We start from the raw sequence: 16456 nt of genomic DNA, 5'->3' as shown, positions 1-16456 counted from the left end.
TTCTCCGTTCAGTCTCACAACCGAACTGAATCACAACCTGCTGAAACTGCTCAACTCTTTTCGGGTTGGGCTCTGAGGCATTGTTGCTTGAAACGCCATTTTATTCCGCCGTTACCGTGGCGTCGGAGCGCTATCCTTTCGCGCCAGTCGGTCTGTTGATGCTCGACCAGTTCCAGTCCAATGAGTGGATTGGCGATGTGCAAGAGCCGGTGTTCGTCGCTCATGGTACTGCCGACAGGACAGTAAGCGTTTCCAATGGAGAGCGGCTCTTCCAAGAGGCGCCTAACCCTTACGATGTTTGGATCGAGCCGGGCGCCGATCATTCCGATCTCTGGGCACGAGGGATCTGGGAACGGGCTCAGACGTTCTTTGCGGATACAGCAGGGGGAGGATGAAATGGCAAATTTTCTGGCGATCTATACTGGAACGGCGACGGCCGCCGAAAAAGCGCAGGCCGAAGGCCGGGTGGACGAAGCAGCGGGGATGAAAGCCTGGGGCGAATGGATGGAAGCCAACGCATCGCGCATTGTCGATCCGGGTGGGCCGCTGGGCAAGACAAAGAAGGTGGGCCCGGACGGTGTTGCCGACACCACCAACACAGCCGCGGCTTATGTGATTGTCGAAGCGGCGGACCACGCGGCCGCAGCCGATATGTTTCGCAATCATGCCCATTTCACCCATTTTCCGGGTGAGGGTGTCGAGGTGATGCCGATCCTCGATATGCCGGGACTTCAAAAATAAAAACGCCGCCCCAAAGGACGGCGTTTTTCTGCAAATACGTTCATGTCGAACAGTCGCAGATGCAAGAGATTTCGCGCTTTGCGAAGCCCTCTTAGCGACGCCCGCCGGTTACAACACCAGCCTCGCGCTGTGCACGCTTACGAGCAAGCTTGCGGGCCCGGCGGATCGCCTCGGCCTTCTGCCGTGCCTTCTTTTCAGAAGGCTTCTCGTAATAGTTGCGCAGCTTCATTTCGCGAAACACACCTTCGCGCTGCAACTTCTTTTTCAGCGCCCGAAGCGCCTGATCGACATTGTTATCGCGAACGACTACTTGCACGCGGAACACCCGCCCTTTCGGTTAGAATTTCGGCTGATATCAAACGCCGGAGGCCAAAAGCAATCCAGCGCCGACCGACACTTGCCGGTCACCGTGGCCGCGGTAGTTACCAGAAGAGTCTCTGCATGTCCACCGGTGGGGTCCGGAAACTGTGCATTTTGTCAGTCTTGGGGGAGTCTGACAATGTTGAGGTGTCCCATTTTGCGACCTGTCCGTGCTTCGGCCTTGCCATAGACGTGGGGTTGGGTGGCGGACCCCGAGCGCGCGGCAGTTTCAAAAATCTCTTCGCCGAGCAGATTTTCCATTACGACGCCCGCAAGCCGTGTCGTTTCGCCCAGCGGCCAACCGCATATGGCGCGGATATGGTTTTCGAACTGGTCGGTGATGCACACGGCCTGGGTCCAATGGCCGGAATTGTGCACGCGCGGTGCGATTTCGTTGACTAGAATCTGAGGATCGTTGCCATCTGAAACAACAAAAAACTCCACGCCAATCGCCCCGACATAGTCAAGTGCCGCTGCGATATCGCCAGCAACAGCCTTCGCCTTGTTCACAACGGCGTCCGAAACGGTGGCAGGTAGGGTGGATGTCTTGAGAATGTGGTTGCGATGAACATTTTCGGCCGGATCATAAGTGACGATCGCACCGTCGGCACCACGCACCGCAATGACTGAGATTTCCTTTTCAAAAGGAATATAGGCCTCTAGAACGAGGGGAGCGCCGGGCTCGAGCTCGGCAAAGGCGCCTTCAAGATCGTCTGGTTTGCCGATCATGCGTTGCCCCTTGCCGTCGTAACCCAGCCGCGTGGTCTTGAGGACGGCTGGCAGCCCGATATCTGCAATCGCGTTTTCGAGCTCGTTCAGGCTCGTGACGGCGCGATAAGGGGCAATCGCGGCGCCGGTATGGCTCAGAAAAGCTTTTTCGGCCAGACGATCCTGGCTGACTTCAAGAGCCCGTGCGCCGGGGCGCAACTGGACATTGTCAGCGATGACTTTCGCCGTGGCCAAAGGAACGTTTTCGAACTCATAGGTGACTACGTCCACCCCGCCGGCAAAGGCGCGCAGCGCTGCAACGTCGTCATAGCCGGCCACGGTCTTGTTGGGGGTGACGTCGAAGGCGGGGCTGTCACTGTCTGGGCAGAAGATGTGGGTCTTCATGCCTAGCTGGCTTGCCGCTAATGAAAGCATGCGACCAAGCTGGCCACCGCCCAGAATGCCGATACGGCTGCCGGGCTGTAGAGGGTGGTTGTCAGTCATCGTCCTTGGGAAACTCCGCAACAGCATTGGTTTGGCGCGCGCGCCACTCGGCGAGACGGGCTGCTAGCTCTTCATCGGCGAGCGAGAGAATAGAGGCTGCCAAAAGCGCAGCGTTGATGGCGCCAGCCTTGCCTATTGCAAGCGTGCCGACCGGCACGCCACCAGGCATCTGAACGATAGAAAGCAGGCTGTCCTGTCCATGCAATGCCTTGCTTTCGACGGGAACGCCGAGCACTGGCAATGTCGTCATCGCTGCGATCATGCCGGGCAGATGGGCAGCGCCGCCAGCGCCGGCAATAATGACCTGAAAGCCCTCATCGCGTGCTGTAGTTGCGAAATCGACCATGCGCAGCGGGGTGCGATGCGCGGAAACTATGCGCGCTTCATAGTCAAGGCGAAGCGCTTCAAGCGTTTCGGCGGTGAAACGCATGGTGGGCCAGTCCGACTGGCTGCCCATGACGATGGCAATGGGGGGAGATGAAACCAAGAGCCCTACCCTCAATTGGCTAAAGCGTGGCTGTATCCGATAAGCGGGGAAGGTTCAAGCCGAAGCGTTGTTGCGCATGTCGGGAACGAAATCGGTTCCGCTACGTTTTGAGCGTGCGGGGTCCATACGGGCTTGGATTGGGAACATCACATGGACACGAAACCGCCGGTTGCCCCGGCGCCATCGCCGTTGGCAATTCAGCCGCTAGCGGCGATTCTAACCTTCGTTCTTATCATTGCCGTGCTCTATCTGGGGCGCGGTATTTTCGTTCCGTTGGTCCTGGCTGTTTTGCTGGCCTTTGCTCTGGGACCGGTCGTGCATGCGATGCGCCGTGTCGGCACGCCGCATATCGTCGCGGTGATTGTCTCGGTATTGGCGGTTATCGCGCTGATTTCCGGGGTTGCCTATCTGGCCTTTTCCCAAATGCTGTCGCTCGCTTCGGATTTGCCGCGCTACCAGGCAACCATCAGCGACAAGCTGCGCTTGTTGCAGGAAACGTTTGGGGGCGGGCAGGTCATCGACCGGCTGGTGGCTACTGTGGAACGGCTCGGTGCGCAAGTCGAAGCCAGCGCCGAGACCTTGTCCGATCAAGGGCCTGAACCCATCCAGGTCGTTATTGCCAATGACGGTATGGGAGCACTTGAGACCGCACAGGCCTTGTTTTTCTCGATCATCGGCCCCCTCGCTTCGGTGCTGATCGTAACGATCTTTCTCATTTTTCTGTTGCTCGAGCGCGAGGAGCTACGGGATCGTTTCCTCAAGCTGGCCAGCCGTGGCGATCTGCGGGCCAGCACTGAGGCAATGAACGAGGCCAGTGCGCGGGTCGGCCGTTACCTTCTGGCCCAGGCAACGATAAGTGCCGGGTATGGCGCGCTGTTTGGCGCGGGGCTTTTTGTGCTTGGTGTGCCCAATGCAATTCTGTGGGGATTGTTGGCAAGCGTTTTTCGTTACATTCCCTTCGTTGGCACCCTCATGATTGCAACGATCCCGATCCTGCTTTCGGTCGCTGTCGATCCAGGCTGGACGATGCTGTTTGGCGTTATCGGCCTTTATGTCGTGCTTGAAATTGTTTCCAACAACATCATTGAGCCACGTCTTTATGGAACGTCGACAGGCTTGACGCCGCTTGCCGTGCTCGTCGCTGCCATGTTCTGGGCAACGCTATGGGGTCCCATCGGGCTCATCGTCTCGATGCCGCTGACTGTGTGCATTGTGGTTATGGCACGCTATGTGCCCGGTCTTGGGTTTATCGAGACCATACTTGGCAGTGCCCCCGTGCTGTTGCCGCAGGAACGTTTGTATCAAAGGCTGATCTCGGCAAATGTCGAAGAGGCGATTGAGCTGGCAGATCGGGAGATCGAGAAGGACGGGATTTCGGTATTTTATGAAGAGATTGCCGTGCCGGCATTGCGCTTGGCAGAGGCCGATATCGCAGGCGACCTTGCCGATCCTTCGCACCGGCATCGTGTCGTTGAGACACTGGCTGAAGTGCTCGACGACATTGGCGATACGGCAACTGAAAACGGCGAGGATGATGCACGGGTTCGGGTGTTTGGGGGGAAAACGGAGCTCGATCAGGCCATGGCGCTCATGGTGGCTGAACGCTCGCGCGCGCTTGGGTATGCGGCTCAGGTCATGGCGCCCGTGGCGTTGCGCAAAGAGGGTATCGCCCAGATGGATCTATCGCAAACTGACGTTGTTTGCCTTTGCTACCTCGGTGACAAACCTGATGTCTATGCGCGGTATGCGGCACGCCGGCTGAAGCGAATAAGACCGGAACTCGTCGTGATTGCGGCGTATTTTCATCCTGACTATCAAACAAGGCAAGCAGAGCGGACAGCCGACGAAATCGATGTTGTTGTCCACGCCATTGGTTCAGCCGAACTTGCGATTGCGCAGGCGGTTGGTGGAGACGAAAGACCGCTTTCTGACAGTCCCGAAGTTGTGCCTCAACTGCGGGTGACCGCGCGGGCCATTACGGCGCAGGCCTCCGCTGACCCCGATATCGCCCGGTCGCTGCGCCGGTTGGCTCGGTCTGCCAACACCACTGTTGCAATGGTCACCGTGGTGCCAATGACTGATTCTAGCTTTGAAGAATCCGAGAGAAGTCATGCCGAACACCTCGCTCACGAGGTGCTCAAGCGTTCGGGAACTCTGATCATCGAAGATTTGCAACACTCTCCTTACGCAAAAATGCGCAGTGTGGTGGAAAGCGGGGTGCGGGCATATGCAGGGGTGCCCATACCGCTCGATGACGGGCACCTCGGCGCTGTGCTGGCGATCTATGACCAGGAGCCGAGGTTGTACGATGAAGCCCAGATCGATTTACTTGAAAAGGCCATTGCCCCTATTGCACGCGAAACTCGTCAGCTTGTGCTGCGCCGGGAGGCTGAAGAAAAAGAAGTCATCGACTAGAGCGCAGATTCAGCCTTGCCCCGGCAAAAAAGTAAGGATCTTTGTCGTGCAAGAAGTCGCTAATGGGCATGCCCGTCGTCAAAATCTTCGCTTCCGGACTTCCAATAGCTTGCAGCCTTGATCCAGTCGGGGTTATGGCCGCGGTCATCCACCATGTGCTTGCGCACGGCTTTACTCATACCACTTTCGCCCGCGATAAATACATAACCCGGCCCGTCAGGCAGTTGCAGGCCCTGGACGGCGCCTAGCAGCTTTTCGCTATCGCCGGGCTCGGCGCCTTCGCGACTCAACCAATGGATTTCAGCGCCTTGCGGCGCTGCGATCGCTTGTATCTCGCTGTTATCGGAAACCTCGATGACGGCGATGGCGCGTGTTTCCCGTGGCAATTCCTCAAGGCGGCGCGAAATTGCGGGCAGTGCCGTTTCGTCACCGACCAGAAGGTACCAATCATAGTCACCTCGGACTACGAACGAACCCCGAGGTCCCCCAACCCCGATGGTGTCGCCAGGTTTTGCGGCTTCGGCCCAGCCCGAAGCCGGACCGTCACCATGCAGCACGAAATCGAGCGTCAGGGTCTTGGCACCATTGTCATAGTGTCGGGGAGTATAGTCACGCGCTTCCGGTCGCATGCCGTCAGGAAAGACAAGGCCGTTTTCCCCGCGTGCCGGGACCGGAAAATCAGATGCGCCGGCTTCGGGAAAGAACACCTTGCAGTGATCGTCATAGGCAAGGGAAACAAAGCTATCGAAATCTTCGGAGGTCAGCGTGATCCTCGCCATCTTTGGCGTGATGCGTTCGGATTTGACGACCTTTGCAACCCTGAATTTGAGTTCATGGCGAACGCGTTCGACAAGGCGGGCATGTTGGGTCATCACAGGTCATCCTCAATATGGTTGAGGGTGGAATTACAAATGATGACATCGCAAGTCAACTTAACTTGTTACTATGCGATAATGTCTGGCAGAATAATCCGTTCGATTGCGACGATCCGATCCTTGAGCGCAAGCTTGCGCTTCTTGAGCCGCTGGATAAGCGTTATATCGGCCAGACCTGAGGCCGTGAGCGTATGAATTGCCGCATCAAGATCAGCGTGCTCCTGCCGCTTTGTCGCCAGTTCGAGGCCGAGCCGCGCTTCGATTTCCTTGTCCAATGGCAGCACGATATTTTTCCCCCCAAAGGACTTATGCCAGCTTCCTTTCTGCCACAGATTTGCCATTGGACAAAGGCTGCAAAGAATGTGACGATATCGTCGTTCAATGATGAAAGGAGTGGCTATGACCTCACAGACTTACATCACTTCCCTGGAGCGGCGACACCAGGATTTGGAACGCAAGATCAGCGAAGAATTACGCCATCCGGCGCGCGATGCACTGCTGATTGCCGCTCTCAAGCGCAAGAAACTCGAGCTTAAGGACCAGATGGCACGTGCTCAGCACGAGACCACTCACTAAGGTCCAGTCCCAAAACTTGCGATTTCTGTGAGGCCACGGCGAAAGCTGCGGCCTTTTTTATTGGTGCGCGGCATCAGCAAAAGATATTCCAATCACCCCGTCGTAGATCAGCTTCAGGGCAAGCAGGAAGATCAGGATATAGGCGACCCGGTAGAATAGGCCGGGGTCAATTCTGCGCACAAGAAATACGCCAAGGATCATGCCTGCAATAGCTACAGGCACCAGGTACAGCGCGGCCTGCATGTTGGAGAGTGAAAGCTGCCCCAGGACAAAATAGAACGGGATCTTGGCTGCGTTGACCACGGCGAAAAACACTGCGTTGGTGCCCGCGAACAGGGCAGGGGGCAAACGCATGGGCAGCATGTAAATCTGGACCGGCGGTCCTCCAGTGTGGCTCACGAAGCTAGTAAAGCCAGCAATGCCGCCCCAAAATGCGCCCCAGGGACGCGAAGGGGGAAGCCCCTCAAGCTTTTTGCGTAGCGGCAGCCACGCATCGAGCACGAAGGCCAAAGTGATCAACCCAATCGCCAGGCGCACCATCGACTCGCTGACTGTTGCCGAGAGCGAAAACGCGATCAGCGTACCGACAAGCGCGCCCGGCAGAAGAATCCAGAATACTTTCCAGTCAACTTCGCGCCGGTAGGCAATGAGCGCGATTATGTCCATGACGATCAGCAAGGGAAGCATCATGCCAGCCGCGTCGCGGGCTGGCATCACGAGCGTGAGCAGTGGAACGCCCACCACGCCAAGACTTGCGACCAGGCCAGATTTTGACAGTGCAACGAGGAAGACTGCGAGTGCAGCGACAAGAAAAAACGTCAATTGAAACTTGGAGATCTAAAGAGGATAGGACCGCATTGCGCGGACAAATTTCGCCGATGTCAAGCCCCGCGGCTGAACCGTTTTCCGTCAGGTGAAGGCTGGCTGGAAGGACAGTGCTCAAATGAAAACGGTCCGCAGCAGGGCTGCGGACCGTCATTTTCACGTTCGCGTAATATTAATCCCGCTCTTCGGCGTCTGCGTCGGCTCCCTTGAGCGATTTGAGCTTCGCAAAGACCGATTCGGCCTCGCGTTCTGCGTCGTAATTGTCCTGAGCGGGCGTGTGCGCGGATTCCTCGCCTTCCTCAGGCTCGTACTGGGCGCGATTGAGTGCTTCTTCGGCCGTCATCAGGCGGGTGCCTTCGGGCGCGTCCTCGGAAATTCCTGCCGAACGCGCTGCCTTGCGCACTTCCATGTCCAATTCCATTTGCGAGCACAGACCGAGGGTGACCGGGTCCATTGCTGTCAGGTTGGCCGCATTCCAGTGCGTGTTCTCGCGCACGGATTCGATGGTCGATTTGGTCGTCCCGACAAGACGCATGATCTGGGCGTCCTTGAGTTCGGGGTGATTGCGGACCAGCCACTTGATAGCGTTGGGGCGTTCATGGCGACGCGAGGTCGGCGTATAACGCGGACCTCGGCGCTTTGGCGCTGCAACTTTGACCTTGGGTTCGGAAATCCTGAGCTTGTAATTTTCGTCGGCTTCGCCCTTGGCGATCTCGTCGCGCGACATCTGTCCGTTCTGAACCGGGTTAACACCACGGATGCCACCGGCGACATCGCCGTCGGCGATACCCTGGACTTCGAGCGGATGCAGGGTGCAGAAATCGGCGATCTGTTTGAAGGTCAGCCCGGTGTTTTCGACCAGCCAGACGGCTGTCGCCTTGGGCATGAGCAATTGTGTGGCCATGGGTAAATCTCTCCTGTGCTGCGACCCGGTGTTCCTCCGGATCGCCCGCCTCGCCAAGTCTGGGATGAGGGGGAATTTGACCTTCAATATACGGGTCAAATGCCGATCATGCAATCAGCAATCACGCAGCGCCAGTTTCCAGTGGATCGGGGCTGCCGACAGGTTCGCTTTGCGGGGTCGGCTGGGGTGGATAGCCGTTGAGGACAAGCTTCACGATTTCGGTGTCGCGCATACCACGCAGATTGAGGTGATCGGCGTCTTCGACCGAGATGAACACCCCATGCGGTGCCGCTGCGAACAAGCGACGTCCCAGGAAGGCTGGCACTACGGTGTCGCGTTCGCCGTGGACGACAATTATTGAATCGGCTTGACTGCCGGCGATGCGACGCGCGGAAAAAAAAGTATCTTGCATCAATTGTCCGGGCAGGAAGGGCATCGTAGCGGCCACGACATCGGGGAGCGAAGAGAACGGGGCTTCAAGCACCAGAGCCTGGCTCGGGTACCGTTCGGACATGGCAACGGCGACGCCCGTGCCAAGGGAATGCCCCACGAACACCAGCGGACTACCGGGGGCGTGTTTCTGGGCATAGGCGATTGCGGCTTCTGCGTCGATCAGTAGTCCATCTTCACTGGGCGTTCCAGTCGAGCCCGGATAGCCGCGATAGGCAAATGAAAGGATCCCAAAACCTGTATTGGCCCAAGGAGCACTACCAAATCGGACCGCCTGCGGTTCGGGAACGCTGCCGTTGCCATGGAAGGCTACGATCATCGGCGCGCCATTGATCGGCGGTTTGAAGTAGGCTTTGAGCTTTTCCCCATCGCTCGTGTCGAGCGTGACGCGTTCAAAGTCGGCGCCGACCATTGCGGCAAAAGGCGTGGCATTAACGAAACGCCGTGGAAAAACCATTTCACGCTGGAAGGTATAAGCTACCGTAACCAGCAATACATAAAGAAGCAGTGAAGCGAGCACGAGGCCGCCGACAAGGCGCAAGGTCGTCTGGTTCATCCAGCCTTCAATCAAGATATCTAACATACCGGTTGCGCCCCCGGACGTATAAAATCATCAGAACAGAAGTCTCTGGCAAGTCTGGTCAGGATGTTTGACGTAATCGTGACCGATCCGTTGCCAGACAGACACAGGGACGCGCCGCCGCATCTGTCAGAGCAACGACACTTTGGATGTTTGACACTCAATGCTGACCTGCCCGCCATAAGGTAGCGTCACGATGGGATCAGTGTGGCCGAAGTCGAGATTGCAGATGAGCGGCAGCTCGAAAAGACCGCGCTCATCGAGGACACCGAGAACAGCCAATTCCTGAGCAGCCTGGCCCTCGCTGTCCATCCCGGCCGGTCGCGACAACAAAACCGCGCTGACGCGGTCGAGAATGCCCTGGGCTGCGAAATTTCGAACCCAGCGCCTGACCCTGTCGGCGTCAGGAGCCTCTTCTGAGGTCTCAAGAAACAGCACGGCTCCGTCCCAATAGTCGAGGGGCGGCCACCAAGGTGTGGCCTTGATCATTTCCAGCACCTCAAGACAACCCCCGATAAGCCGACCGCTCACTGTGCCGCTGCCGCGCAAAGTCTTGGGGCCTGAAGAAGGCTGGCGTTGACGGGCGCGATGCTGGTTTGTTGGATCGGCCCAATCCAGCATCTGGTCGGTCCAGCCCTCCTGCGCCCAGGGAAGGGTATGAGGATGCCCATTCATGACCACAGCGCGAAAGGATGCCTCAGTGGTTGGGCTTATGCCGGCGTTCTCAGCAAATCCGGACATGACGGATGGACCATAAAAGCTCTGCACACCGGCTTTGAGGCAGGCAAAGTGCAGCGCAGTGGTGTCCGAATAGCCAATCAGGATTTTGGGATTGGCGGAGAGGACCGAAAGATCGAGAAACGGCTCGAGCCTTGCAGAGTCATCGCCACCGATTGAGGCAAAGATGCCTTTGATTCTGGGATCGGCAAATGCCGTCATGATATCGGCTGCACGGGCAGCGGGATTTTCGGCAAGCCAGTTTTCGTCGGCTCGGGTATGCGCCATTTCGACAATTTCAAACCCGAAACGTTCGCGCAGGCAAGCAAGTCCTGCCTCATAGCGATCAGGGAAAGTCCCCGGACCGCCCCAGCTTGGGGAAACAACGGCGATTGTATCGCCAGCGTTGAGGCGCTGTGGCTTGGTCAGAGCGCGAGGCCAGTGCTCCGTCATTGGGGTGTCTCGACTGTAAGGACGATTTTGCCGTAGTGGCTGTCAGCTTCCATGGCCCGATGCGCGTCCGCGGCTCGCTCAATTGGGAAGGTCTTTATACGAGGGGGGATTATGGCTCCAGCGCGGATTGCCGGCCAGACATTGGACCGCAGCGCTTGCGCAAATCGCGCTTTTGTCGCCGTTGGCTGAGGGCGCAGCGTCGATCCCGACAGGGTCAGTGCATTCATCAGGATCAGGCCAAGATTAATCTCGGCCCTCGCGCCACCCTGAATGGCAAGCTGGATGACGTGGCCGCCATAGGCACATGCCTTGAGGTTGCGGTTGGCATATTCGCCTCCGATAATGTCGATGACGATGTCAGCTCCCCGTCCGTTGGTCATCGATTTGATGCGTTCGACGAAATCCTCATTGGTATAATCAATGGTGTGTGCAGCGCCCATGGCTTTGGCGTAGCGTGCCTTTTCGGCACTCGATATCGTTACGATGGGCACTGCATCAAATAATCGGCAGATCTGAATGGCACTGGCACCAATTCCGCCGGCTCCACCATGGATCAGCACAGTCTGTCCTGCTGCCAATCCAGCCCTTTCGATGAGTGTTTGCTGCAATGTGAAAAATGTCTCCGGCAGCGTCGCTGCTTCAATGTGAGACCAGTTTTCGGGCTTTGGCAGAACCTGCCCGGCCGGTACGGCAACATAGGGCGCATATCCGCCCCCATTGCAAAGCGCCACAACGTCATCACCGATCTGAAAGCGCACTTCGCCTTCGCCAAGAGCCGCAATCCTGCCCGACACTTCAAGGCCTGGTCGCGGGGAGGAATCTGCTGGAGGCGGGTAAGCGCCCTGTCGCTGTGAAATGTCCGGGCCGTTCACTCCCGATGCGGCGACGGCGATGAGAACTTCACCGGCATTTGGCCGCGGGGTGGCGCAATTTGAAAGCCGAAGAACTTCGGGACCGCCGGGTGCCAAAATTTCGATAGCTTGCATCTGGTCTTTGAATGTCATGGACGCCATCTTAATCGCAAGCCAGAATGGACCAACTACAAATTTAGGAGATCAGTATGGAAGACGATCCCATACGCCGCGCACCGTCTCATGAGGTGGGCGTGTCTCTCGATACACTCTCGGTTCACGAACTCCAGGCGCGTATCGAAATTCTCAAGGCGGAAATCGCCCGGCTTGAAGCCGCCATCGAGGGTAAGACAGCGAGCCGCGAGGCTGCGGATGCCGTATTCAAGTTCTGAGCAAGGCGAATCGTGCTCGTTTGCGCTTCACCCTGACAGTCACTTGCCGGTAAGGTTAAAAAAGCGAGTCTCGTTAAGGAAAATTTTACGAGTTCGGTTTAGGTTTTCATTATCCAGTTTACGCTGGAGTTTTTCAGAGCGGTTCCTTCCCTCTGTTTGACGCCTCCCTGTTAACTTTCGAGAGCCGTTTGCTTGACGGCTCTTTTTTCTTTTCTGGGGTAGGGTTCACCGGAACAATTTGCGTTAAGGCTAGTTGCAACTCCTTTGCGGGCCGTAATGACGGCTCGCCTAAAAGCGCATAGGATGCGTGCGATACATCCAACGTGATTAAGGAGTGCCCGTGGACGAGATGAGGTCCCCCAGCGACGCCGTTGCATTGACCCCAAGGCTGCTGACTTCGGGCGGGTTTGACCTGCTTTATCGTGAAGGCATGGGCCTAATTGAGGAAGTTGCTGCCTATCTGGACGGTGAGGGACGTGGCGAAAGCAAGGAACTCAGCCGCGATGCTGCCTTCATTTACGCCACCGAGAGCATGCGACTCACAACGCGACTGATGCAGCTGGCATCGTGGCTGTTGCTGCAACGCGCGGTCAACGAAGGCGAGATTTCGCAAGAGCAGGCGCGCAGTGAGAAATCGAAGGTCAAGTTTTCTGCGCTGCCATCCGATCGTGGCGGTCCGGGTTGGGATGATATCCCTGAACGGATGAAGTCCTACATCGCCAAGGGCGACAGGCTGTTCGAACGTGTTGTAAATTTCGACAGGATCGAGCGCGGCGAGGAATTGCCTGCGGAGCCCGAGGGCGAAAATGCGTTGTCGGCCCAAAGGGACCGGCTGAAAGCGGCTTTCGGCGGCTTCTGATCTAAAAAGGTCCGGATGCGAAAAAGCCCGGCGCAATGGCCGGGCTTTTGTCATTCTGCAGGCTGTGGTTCTTACGAACCGAGGATGCCCTTGAACTTTTCCTTGAAGCGCGACACGCGGCCACCGCGGTCGATCAGCTTTCCATGGCCACCGGTCCAGGCCGGGTGAGTGGTCGGATCGATGTCAAGGGACAGCTTGTCGCCTTCCTTGCCATAGGTCGAACGGGTCTTGTATTCGGTCCCGTCAGTCATCATCACAGTGATGAAATGGTAGTCGGGGTGGATATCTTTTTTCATTGGATCGGGCCCTAAATCAAACGGGCGCTACCGCGCCCGGACGAAACGTCTCGCAAATTCGTTGGCGGCCTTTTACAGAATGCAGCGCCTCAGCGCAAGAGGCGGCATGAATGCGTGTTTAAGCGGATGCAAACTTGCCCCCGGGCTGGTCAGGGACTATCTAGGCGCAAACAGGAATACGCCGATATGTCGGAAACCGCTGCCAATCTATCGTCAACTGAAGCCGAAAATGATGTGCCACGCCTGAAAGCGGGCGCCCAGGCATCTTCACTCAAGCCGCTGAGCCGTCTGGTGCCATATCTCGTGCGCTACCCGTTGCGGTTGGTCATGACGTTGGCGTTCCTGATGATTGCAGCCATTGCCTCGCTTTCGATTCCTTATTTTGCGGGCGGCTTCATCGACGAAGGCTTTGTCACCGAAAATTTTGAGACTGTCTCGTCCTACGCCTGGCTCATCATATTGATCGGCGCGGTGATGGCAATTTCGGCTGGGGCGCGCTTTTATCTGATTTCGGTCATAGGCGAGCGCGTCATTGCCGATCTGCGCCAGGATGTCTTCAATCATCTGCTTACGCTCGATGCGACGTTTTTCGACGTGAACAGGGTGGGGGAATTGACGTCGCGCCTCAATGCCGATGTGGCCGTGATCCGAAGCGCAGTCGGTTCGTCGGCTTCGCTGGCACTGCGCTCGCTGATCTTGATGGTCGGTGCGTTGCTGATGATGTTCCTGACCAGTTTTCAGCTCGCGCTGGGGGTAGTGGTCGTCATTCCAATCATCGTTTTTCCGCTCGTTGCCATGGGACGGCGCATGAAAAACGTGTCGCGTGTGACCCAGGATACCTTGGCCGACCTGTCGGCCATGGTCACAGAGACTTTGTCGTCGGTCAAAACGGTAAAGTCCTTTGTGCAGGAGCAGAGCCAGCAGCAGCTGTTTCAGGGATATGCCGAGACTACATACCGGGCAGAGCTAAAGCGGCTCCTGACCCGCTCGCTGCTCATTGGTATCGTCATGTTCGTGACCATGTCGGCGCTGGTCGTTTTGGTCTGGCTTGGTAGCCAAGCGGTATTTGCTGGAATGATCAGCGTAGGCGAGGTTGTTCAGTTCGCCATATATGCCGTAATCGCGACGAGCGCACTTACCAACATGAGTGATCTGTTTGGTACGTTGCAACAAGTCTCGGGCGCAACCGAGCGGTTAATCGAATTGCTCGATACCCGTTCGAGCCTGCCTGTCCGTTCCGATCCTGTTGCCATGCCGAAACCGCCTATGGGCAGGGTCACTTTCGACGCCGTCGATTTTTCCTATATGACGCGTGACGATGCCCCGATCCTTTCTCGGCTGTCATTTGTAGTGGAGCCGGGCGAAACCGTGGCGCTGGTTGGCGCTTCCGGTGCTGGCAAAACGACGGTATTCGCTCTGCTCCAGAGATTTTATGATGTCAATTCGGGCGCTGTTATCGTCGACGGCGTGGACGTGCGGGACGCTGACCCCGCAGATTTGCGCTTGCGCTTTGCCTCTGTCGATCAGGAGCCTGTCATTTTTGCCGGATCGATTGCCGACAATATCCGCTTTGCCAAGCCCGATGCGACGATGGCGGAAATTCGCGCAGCCGCCGATGCAGCTTTGGTGACAGGCTTTGTCGAGGACTTGCCGCAAGGTTTCGACACGATGGTGGGAGAGCGCGGTGTGATGCTCTCGGGTGGCCAAAAACAGCGCGTTGCCATTGCCAGGGCCTTGCTCAAGGACGCGCCTATCTTGTTGCTCGATGAGGCAACCAGCGCGCTAGACGCCCAGAGCGAGCATCTCGTGCAGATGGCGCTGGAGCGGCTCATGGAGGGGCGTACGACTCTCGTCATCGCTCACAGGCTGGCGACAATTCGCAATGCAAGCCGTATCCTGGTGCTCGAAAAGGGCGAATTGATCGACGAGGGCACTCACGATGAATTGGTCAACAAGGGCGGACGTTATGCCGAACTTGCAAAGCTCCAATTCCGGCTAAACGATGAAGCGCTTGCTGGCTGAGAATGCGATCAACGTTCAATCGTCGCTGTCGCGCTCGTAGTGGGCGCCGAGCGTGAAGGCGGGCAGCCAGAGCTCGCGCCGGATCGTCCAGGTCTCATAGGTCGGCACAAAAGAGTTGGGCGCATCGAAAGCGCCCAGATGGACTTCGATTTCATCGTCGGTCCGGGCAAAGACCGAAGAGCCGCAGTGCGGGCAAAAATGGCGCCCGTTGTATGAGCTTGTCGCGCCGGTTACCTCAACCGCGCTTTCAGCAAAGATGGCCGCAGCATAGAAAAGCGCGCCATGGTGCTTGCGGCATTCAAGGCAGTGGCAAATGCCGACTCTGTCCGGCGCACCCCTGGCCACCAGTTTAACACGTCCGCACAGGCACTGGCCTCGCGCCTCTTCCATTTCCGCTCCCTCAAGCTTCAGTCAGCTTGAACTCGATGCGCCGATTGCGGCGGTAGGCATCGTCGTTATCGGCCGGATCAAGGGGTGAAAATTCGCCGAACCCAGCGGCCAGGAGTCGATTGGGCGAGACACCCTGTTCGACAAGCAGCTTTGCTACCGCGATGGCACGTGCCGCTGAAAGTTCCCAGTTCGAGGGAAATTGAGGCGTCGAGATCGGGCGGCGGTCGGTGTGTCCGTCAATGCGCAGCACCCAGGGGATGTCGGCGGGAATCTCGGTTTCGAGTTCAAGAATGGCGTCGGCAAGCGCGCGTATCTGGGATTGCCCCTCGACGGAGATCTGTGCCTGTCCGGCATCAAAGAGCACTTCGGACTGGAAGACAAAACGATCGCCAACCACCTGAACGTCCGAACGTCCTTCCAGAATTTCACGCAGTCGGCCAAAAAAATCTGAACGATAGCGTGACAGATCCTGTACCCGTTGAGCAAGCGCCAGATTGAGGCGGCGGCCCAGATCGGCAATCTGGGTGCGACTTTCGGTGTCTCTTAACTCGGACGCTTCCAGAGCCGCTTCAAGCGCGCCAATTTGCTGGCGCAGCGCGGCAAGCTGCTGGTTAAGGAGCGCGACCTGTGCCTGTGCCTCAGATGACAACTCTCGCTCTTCCGACAGCTCGGTCTCAAGGCCAGCAATCGTGGAATCATAGTCGGCAATTCCGTCGCCAAGGCCGGCCAGCTGACTTTGTAGATTGTCCCGCTCGGCCTCGACACCTGAAAGCGTCGCCGACAGCGAGGAGATCGAAAGTTCGAGTTCTTCGGAATTTGCCCTTTCGAGCTGAAGCAACTCAGTCAGTTCGGCGATCTGGGCGTTAAGTCGCGACAGAGCTGTGTCACGACCCAGAATTTCCTGATTCAGGAAGAACTGGGCGATCATGAACAGCGAGAGCAGAAATATGATGACCAGCAGCAGGCTCGACAGAGCGTCTACATAACCGGGCCAATAGCTGGGGCGTTCAGCAGATGAGCGTCCGCGGACGAGTGCCATGGGCGAAGTGTC

General features: G+C 57.4%; 20 protein-coding genes. 7 read left to right on the top strand and 13 right to left on the bottom strand.

Annotated features, from left to right (window positions below):
• The first annotated feature begins 83 nt into the window (after nucleotides 1-83).
• Complete coding sequence (locus ACN0TA_RS15680) at nucleotides 84-395, top strand: hypothetical protein (RefSeq protein WP_417584615.1); 312 nt, start codon at nucleotides 84-86, stop codon at nucleotides 393-395.
• 1 nt (nucleotide 396) lies between these two features.
• Nucleotides 397-741 carry a hypothetical protein gene (locus ACN0TA_RS15675; protein ID WP_417584613.1) on the top strand — a complete coding sequence of 115 codons (345 nt, stop codon included), beginning with the start codon at nucleotides 397-399 and terminating at the stop codon, nucleotides 739-741.
• Between the two features lie 91 nt (nucleotides 742-832).
• Here the strand turns inward: ACN0TA_RS15675 and rpsU are convergent, their stop codons facing one another.
• The 3 genes from rpsU to purE form a co-directional block, all read right to left on the bottom strand.
• Nucleotides 833-1057 (bottom strand): 30S ribosomal protein S21, encoded by a 225-nt coding sequence (gene rpsU / locus ACN0TA_RS15670; RefSeq protein ID WP_041529391.1) that lies wholly within the window; start codon nucleotides 1055-1057, stop codon nucleotides 833-835.
• Between the two features lie 161 nt (nucleotides 1058-1218).
• Complete coding sequence (locus ACN0TA_RS15665) at nucleotides 1219-2313, bottom strand: 5-(carboxyamino)imidazole ribonucleotide synthase (RefSeq protein WP_417584611.1); 1095 nt, start codon at nucleotides 2311-2313, stop codon at nucleotides 1219-1221.
• The gene (gene purE / locus ACN0TA_RS15660) at nucleotides 2306-2770 is read right to left on the bottom strand and encodes a 5-(carboxyamino)imidazole ribonucleotide mutase (RefSeq protein WP_417584627.1); all 465 of its coding nucleotides are present in this window, start codon (nucleotides 2768-2770) and stop codon (nucleotides 2306-2308) included. The genes ACN0TA_RS15665 and purE overlap by 8 nt, the downstream gene beginning before the upstream one ends.
• A 180-nt stretch (nucleotides 2771-2950) precedes the next feature.
• On the opposite strand from purE, the gene ACN0TA_RS15655 reads away from it, so the two are divergent.
• Nucleotides 2951-5215, top strand: a complete 2265-nt coding sequence (locus ACN0TA_RS15655) for an AI-2E family transporter (RefSeq protein ID WP_417584609.1) — start codon at nucleotides 2951-2953, stop codon at nucleotides 5213-5215.
• Between the two features lie 59 nt (nucleotides 5216-5274).
• Here ACN0TA_RS15655 and ACN0TA_RS15650 read toward each other — a convergent pair whose 3' ends face one another.
• Both ACN0TA_RS15650 and ACN0TA_RS15645 read right to left on the bottom strand, forming a co-directional pair.
• The gene (locus ACN0TA_RS15650) at nucleotides 5275-6087 is read right to left on the bottom strand and encodes a siderophore-interacting protein (protein ID WP_417584607.1); all 813 of its coding nucleotides are present in this window, start codon (nucleotides 6085-6087) and stop codon (nucleotides 5275-5277) included.
• Nucleotides 6088-6158: 71 nt separating this feature from the next.
• Nucleotides 6159-6374: a YdcH family protein gene (locus tag ACN0TA_RS15645; RefSeq protein ID WP_417584605.1), complete on the bottom strand. Its 216-nt coding sequence runs from the start codon at nucleotides 6372-6374 to the stop codon at nucleotides 6159-6161.
• A 115-nt stretch (nucleotides 6375-6489) separates the two neighbouring features.
• Between ACN0TA_RS15645 and ACN0TA_RS15640 the strand changes: the two genes are divergently transcribed.
• Complete coding sequence (locus ACN0TA_RS15640) at nucleotides 6490-6666, top strand: YdcH family protein (protein WP_417584603.1); 177 nt, start codon at nucleotides 6490-6492, stop codon at nucleotides 6664-6666.
• A 57-nt stretch (nucleotides 6667-6723) separates the two neighbouring features.
• Here the strand turns inward: ACN0TA_RS15640 and ACN0TA_RS15635 are convergent, their stop codons facing one another.
• The 5 genes from ACN0TA_RS15635 to ACN0TA_RS15615 form a co-directional block, all read right to left on the bottom strand.
• Nucleotides 6724-7488: a sulfite exporter TauE/SafE family protein gene (locus ACN0TA_RS15635; protein ID WP_417584601.1), complete on the bottom strand. Its 765-nt coding sequence runs from the start codon at nucleotides 7486-7488 to the stop codon at nucleotides 6724-6726.
• Between the two features lie 175 nt (nucleotides 7489-7663).
• Nucleotides 7664-8395: a DUF1013 domain-containing protein gene (locus ACN0TA_RS15630; protein WP_417584599.1), complete on the bottom strand. Its 732-nt coding sequence runs from the start codon at nucleotides 8393-8395 to the stop codon at nucleotides 7664-7666.
• 121 nt (nucleotides 8396-8516) lie between these two features.
• A complete protein-coding gene (locus ACN0TA_RS15625; protein WP_417584597.1) occupies nucleotides 8517-9428 on the bottom strand; it encodes an alpha/beta hydrolase in 912 nt (303 codons plus the stop codon).
• 126 nt (nucleotides 9429-9554) lie between these two features.
• Nucleotides 9555-10595: a S66 family peptidase gene (locus ACN0TA_RS15620; protein ID WP_417584595.1), complete on the bottom strand. Its 1041-nt coding sequence runs from the start codon at nucleotides 10593-10595 to the stop codon at nucleotides 9555-9557.
• Complete coding sequence (locus ACN0TA_RS15615) at nucleotides 10592-11599, bottom strand: NAD(P)H-quinone oxidoreductase (RefSeq protein WP_417584593.1); 1008 nt, start codon at nucleotides 11597-11599, stop codon at nucleotides 10592-10594. Before ACN0TA_RS15615 ends, ACN0TA_RS15620 begins: the two co-directional genes overlap by 4 nt.
• 56 nt (nucleotides 11600-11655) lie before the next feature.
• Here ACN0TA_RS15615 and ACN0TA_RS15610 point away from each other — a divergent pair, with 56 nt between their 5' ends.
• Complete coding sequence (locus tag ACN0TA_RS15610; protein WP_417584591.1) at nucleotides 11656-11838, top strand: DUF1192 domain-containing protein; 183 nt, start codon at nucleotides 11656-11658, stop codon at nucleotides 11836-11838.
• A gap of 349 nt (nucleotides 11839-12187) precedes the next feature.
• Nucleotides 12188-12697 (top strand): DUF1465 family protein, encoded by a 510-nt coding sequence (locus ACN0TA_RS15605; protein ID WP_417584625.1) that lies wholly within the window; start codon nucleotides 12188-12190, stop codon nucleotides 12695-12697.
• 71 nt (nucleotides 12698-12768) lie between these two features.
• On the opposite strand, the gene rpmE is transcribed toward ACN0TA_RS15605, so the two are convergent.
• Nucleotides 12769-12993: a 50S ribosomal protein L31 gene (rpmE, locus tag ACN0TA_RS15600; protein WP_417584589.1), complete on the bottom strand. Its 225-nt coding sequence runs from the start codon at nucleotides 12991-12993 to the stop codon at nucleotides 12769-12771.
• A 186-nt stretch (nucleotides 12994-13179) separates the two neighbouring features.
• On the opposite strand from rpmE, the gene ACN0TA_RS15595 reads away from it, so the two are divergent.
• The gene (locus ACN0TA_RS15595) at nucleotides 13180-15015 is read left to right on the top strand and encodes an ABC transporter transmembrane domain-containing protein (protein WP_417584587.1); all 1836 of its coding nucleotides are present in this window, start codon (nucleotides 13180-13182) and stop codon (nucleotides 15013-15015) included.
• Nucleotides 15016-15030: 15 nt separating this feature from the next.
• Here ACN0TA_RS15595 and ACN0TA_RS15590 read toward each other — a convergent pair whose 3' ends face one another.
• Together ACN0TA_RS15590 and ACN0TA_RS15585 are read right to left on the bottom strand one after the other, a co-directional pair.
• Nucleotides 15031-15405, bottom strand: a complete 375-nt coding sequence (locus ACN0TA_RS15590) for a GFA family protein (RefSeq protein WP_417584585.1) — start codon at nucleotides 15403-15405, stop codon at nucleotides 15031-15033.
• A gap of 10 nt (nucleotides 15406-15415) precedes the next feature.
• The gene (locus tag ACN0TA_RS15585; RefSeq protein ID WP_417584583.1) at nucleotides 15416-16444 is read right to left on the bottom strand and encodes a peptidoglycan -binding protein; all 1029 of its coding nucleotides are present in this window, start codon (nucleotides 16442-16444) and stop codon (nucleotides 15416-15418) included.
• Nucleotides 16445-16456: the final 12 nt, after the last annotated feature.

It is taken from the genome of Pelagibacterium sp. (assembly GCF_048264985.1).
GTDB lineage: Bacteria > Pseudomonadota > Alphaproteobacteria > Rhizobiales > Devosiaceae > Pelagibacterium.
Note: the sequence above shows the minus strand (reverse complement) of the source record. Positions and strands in the feature narration are given on the sequence as shown.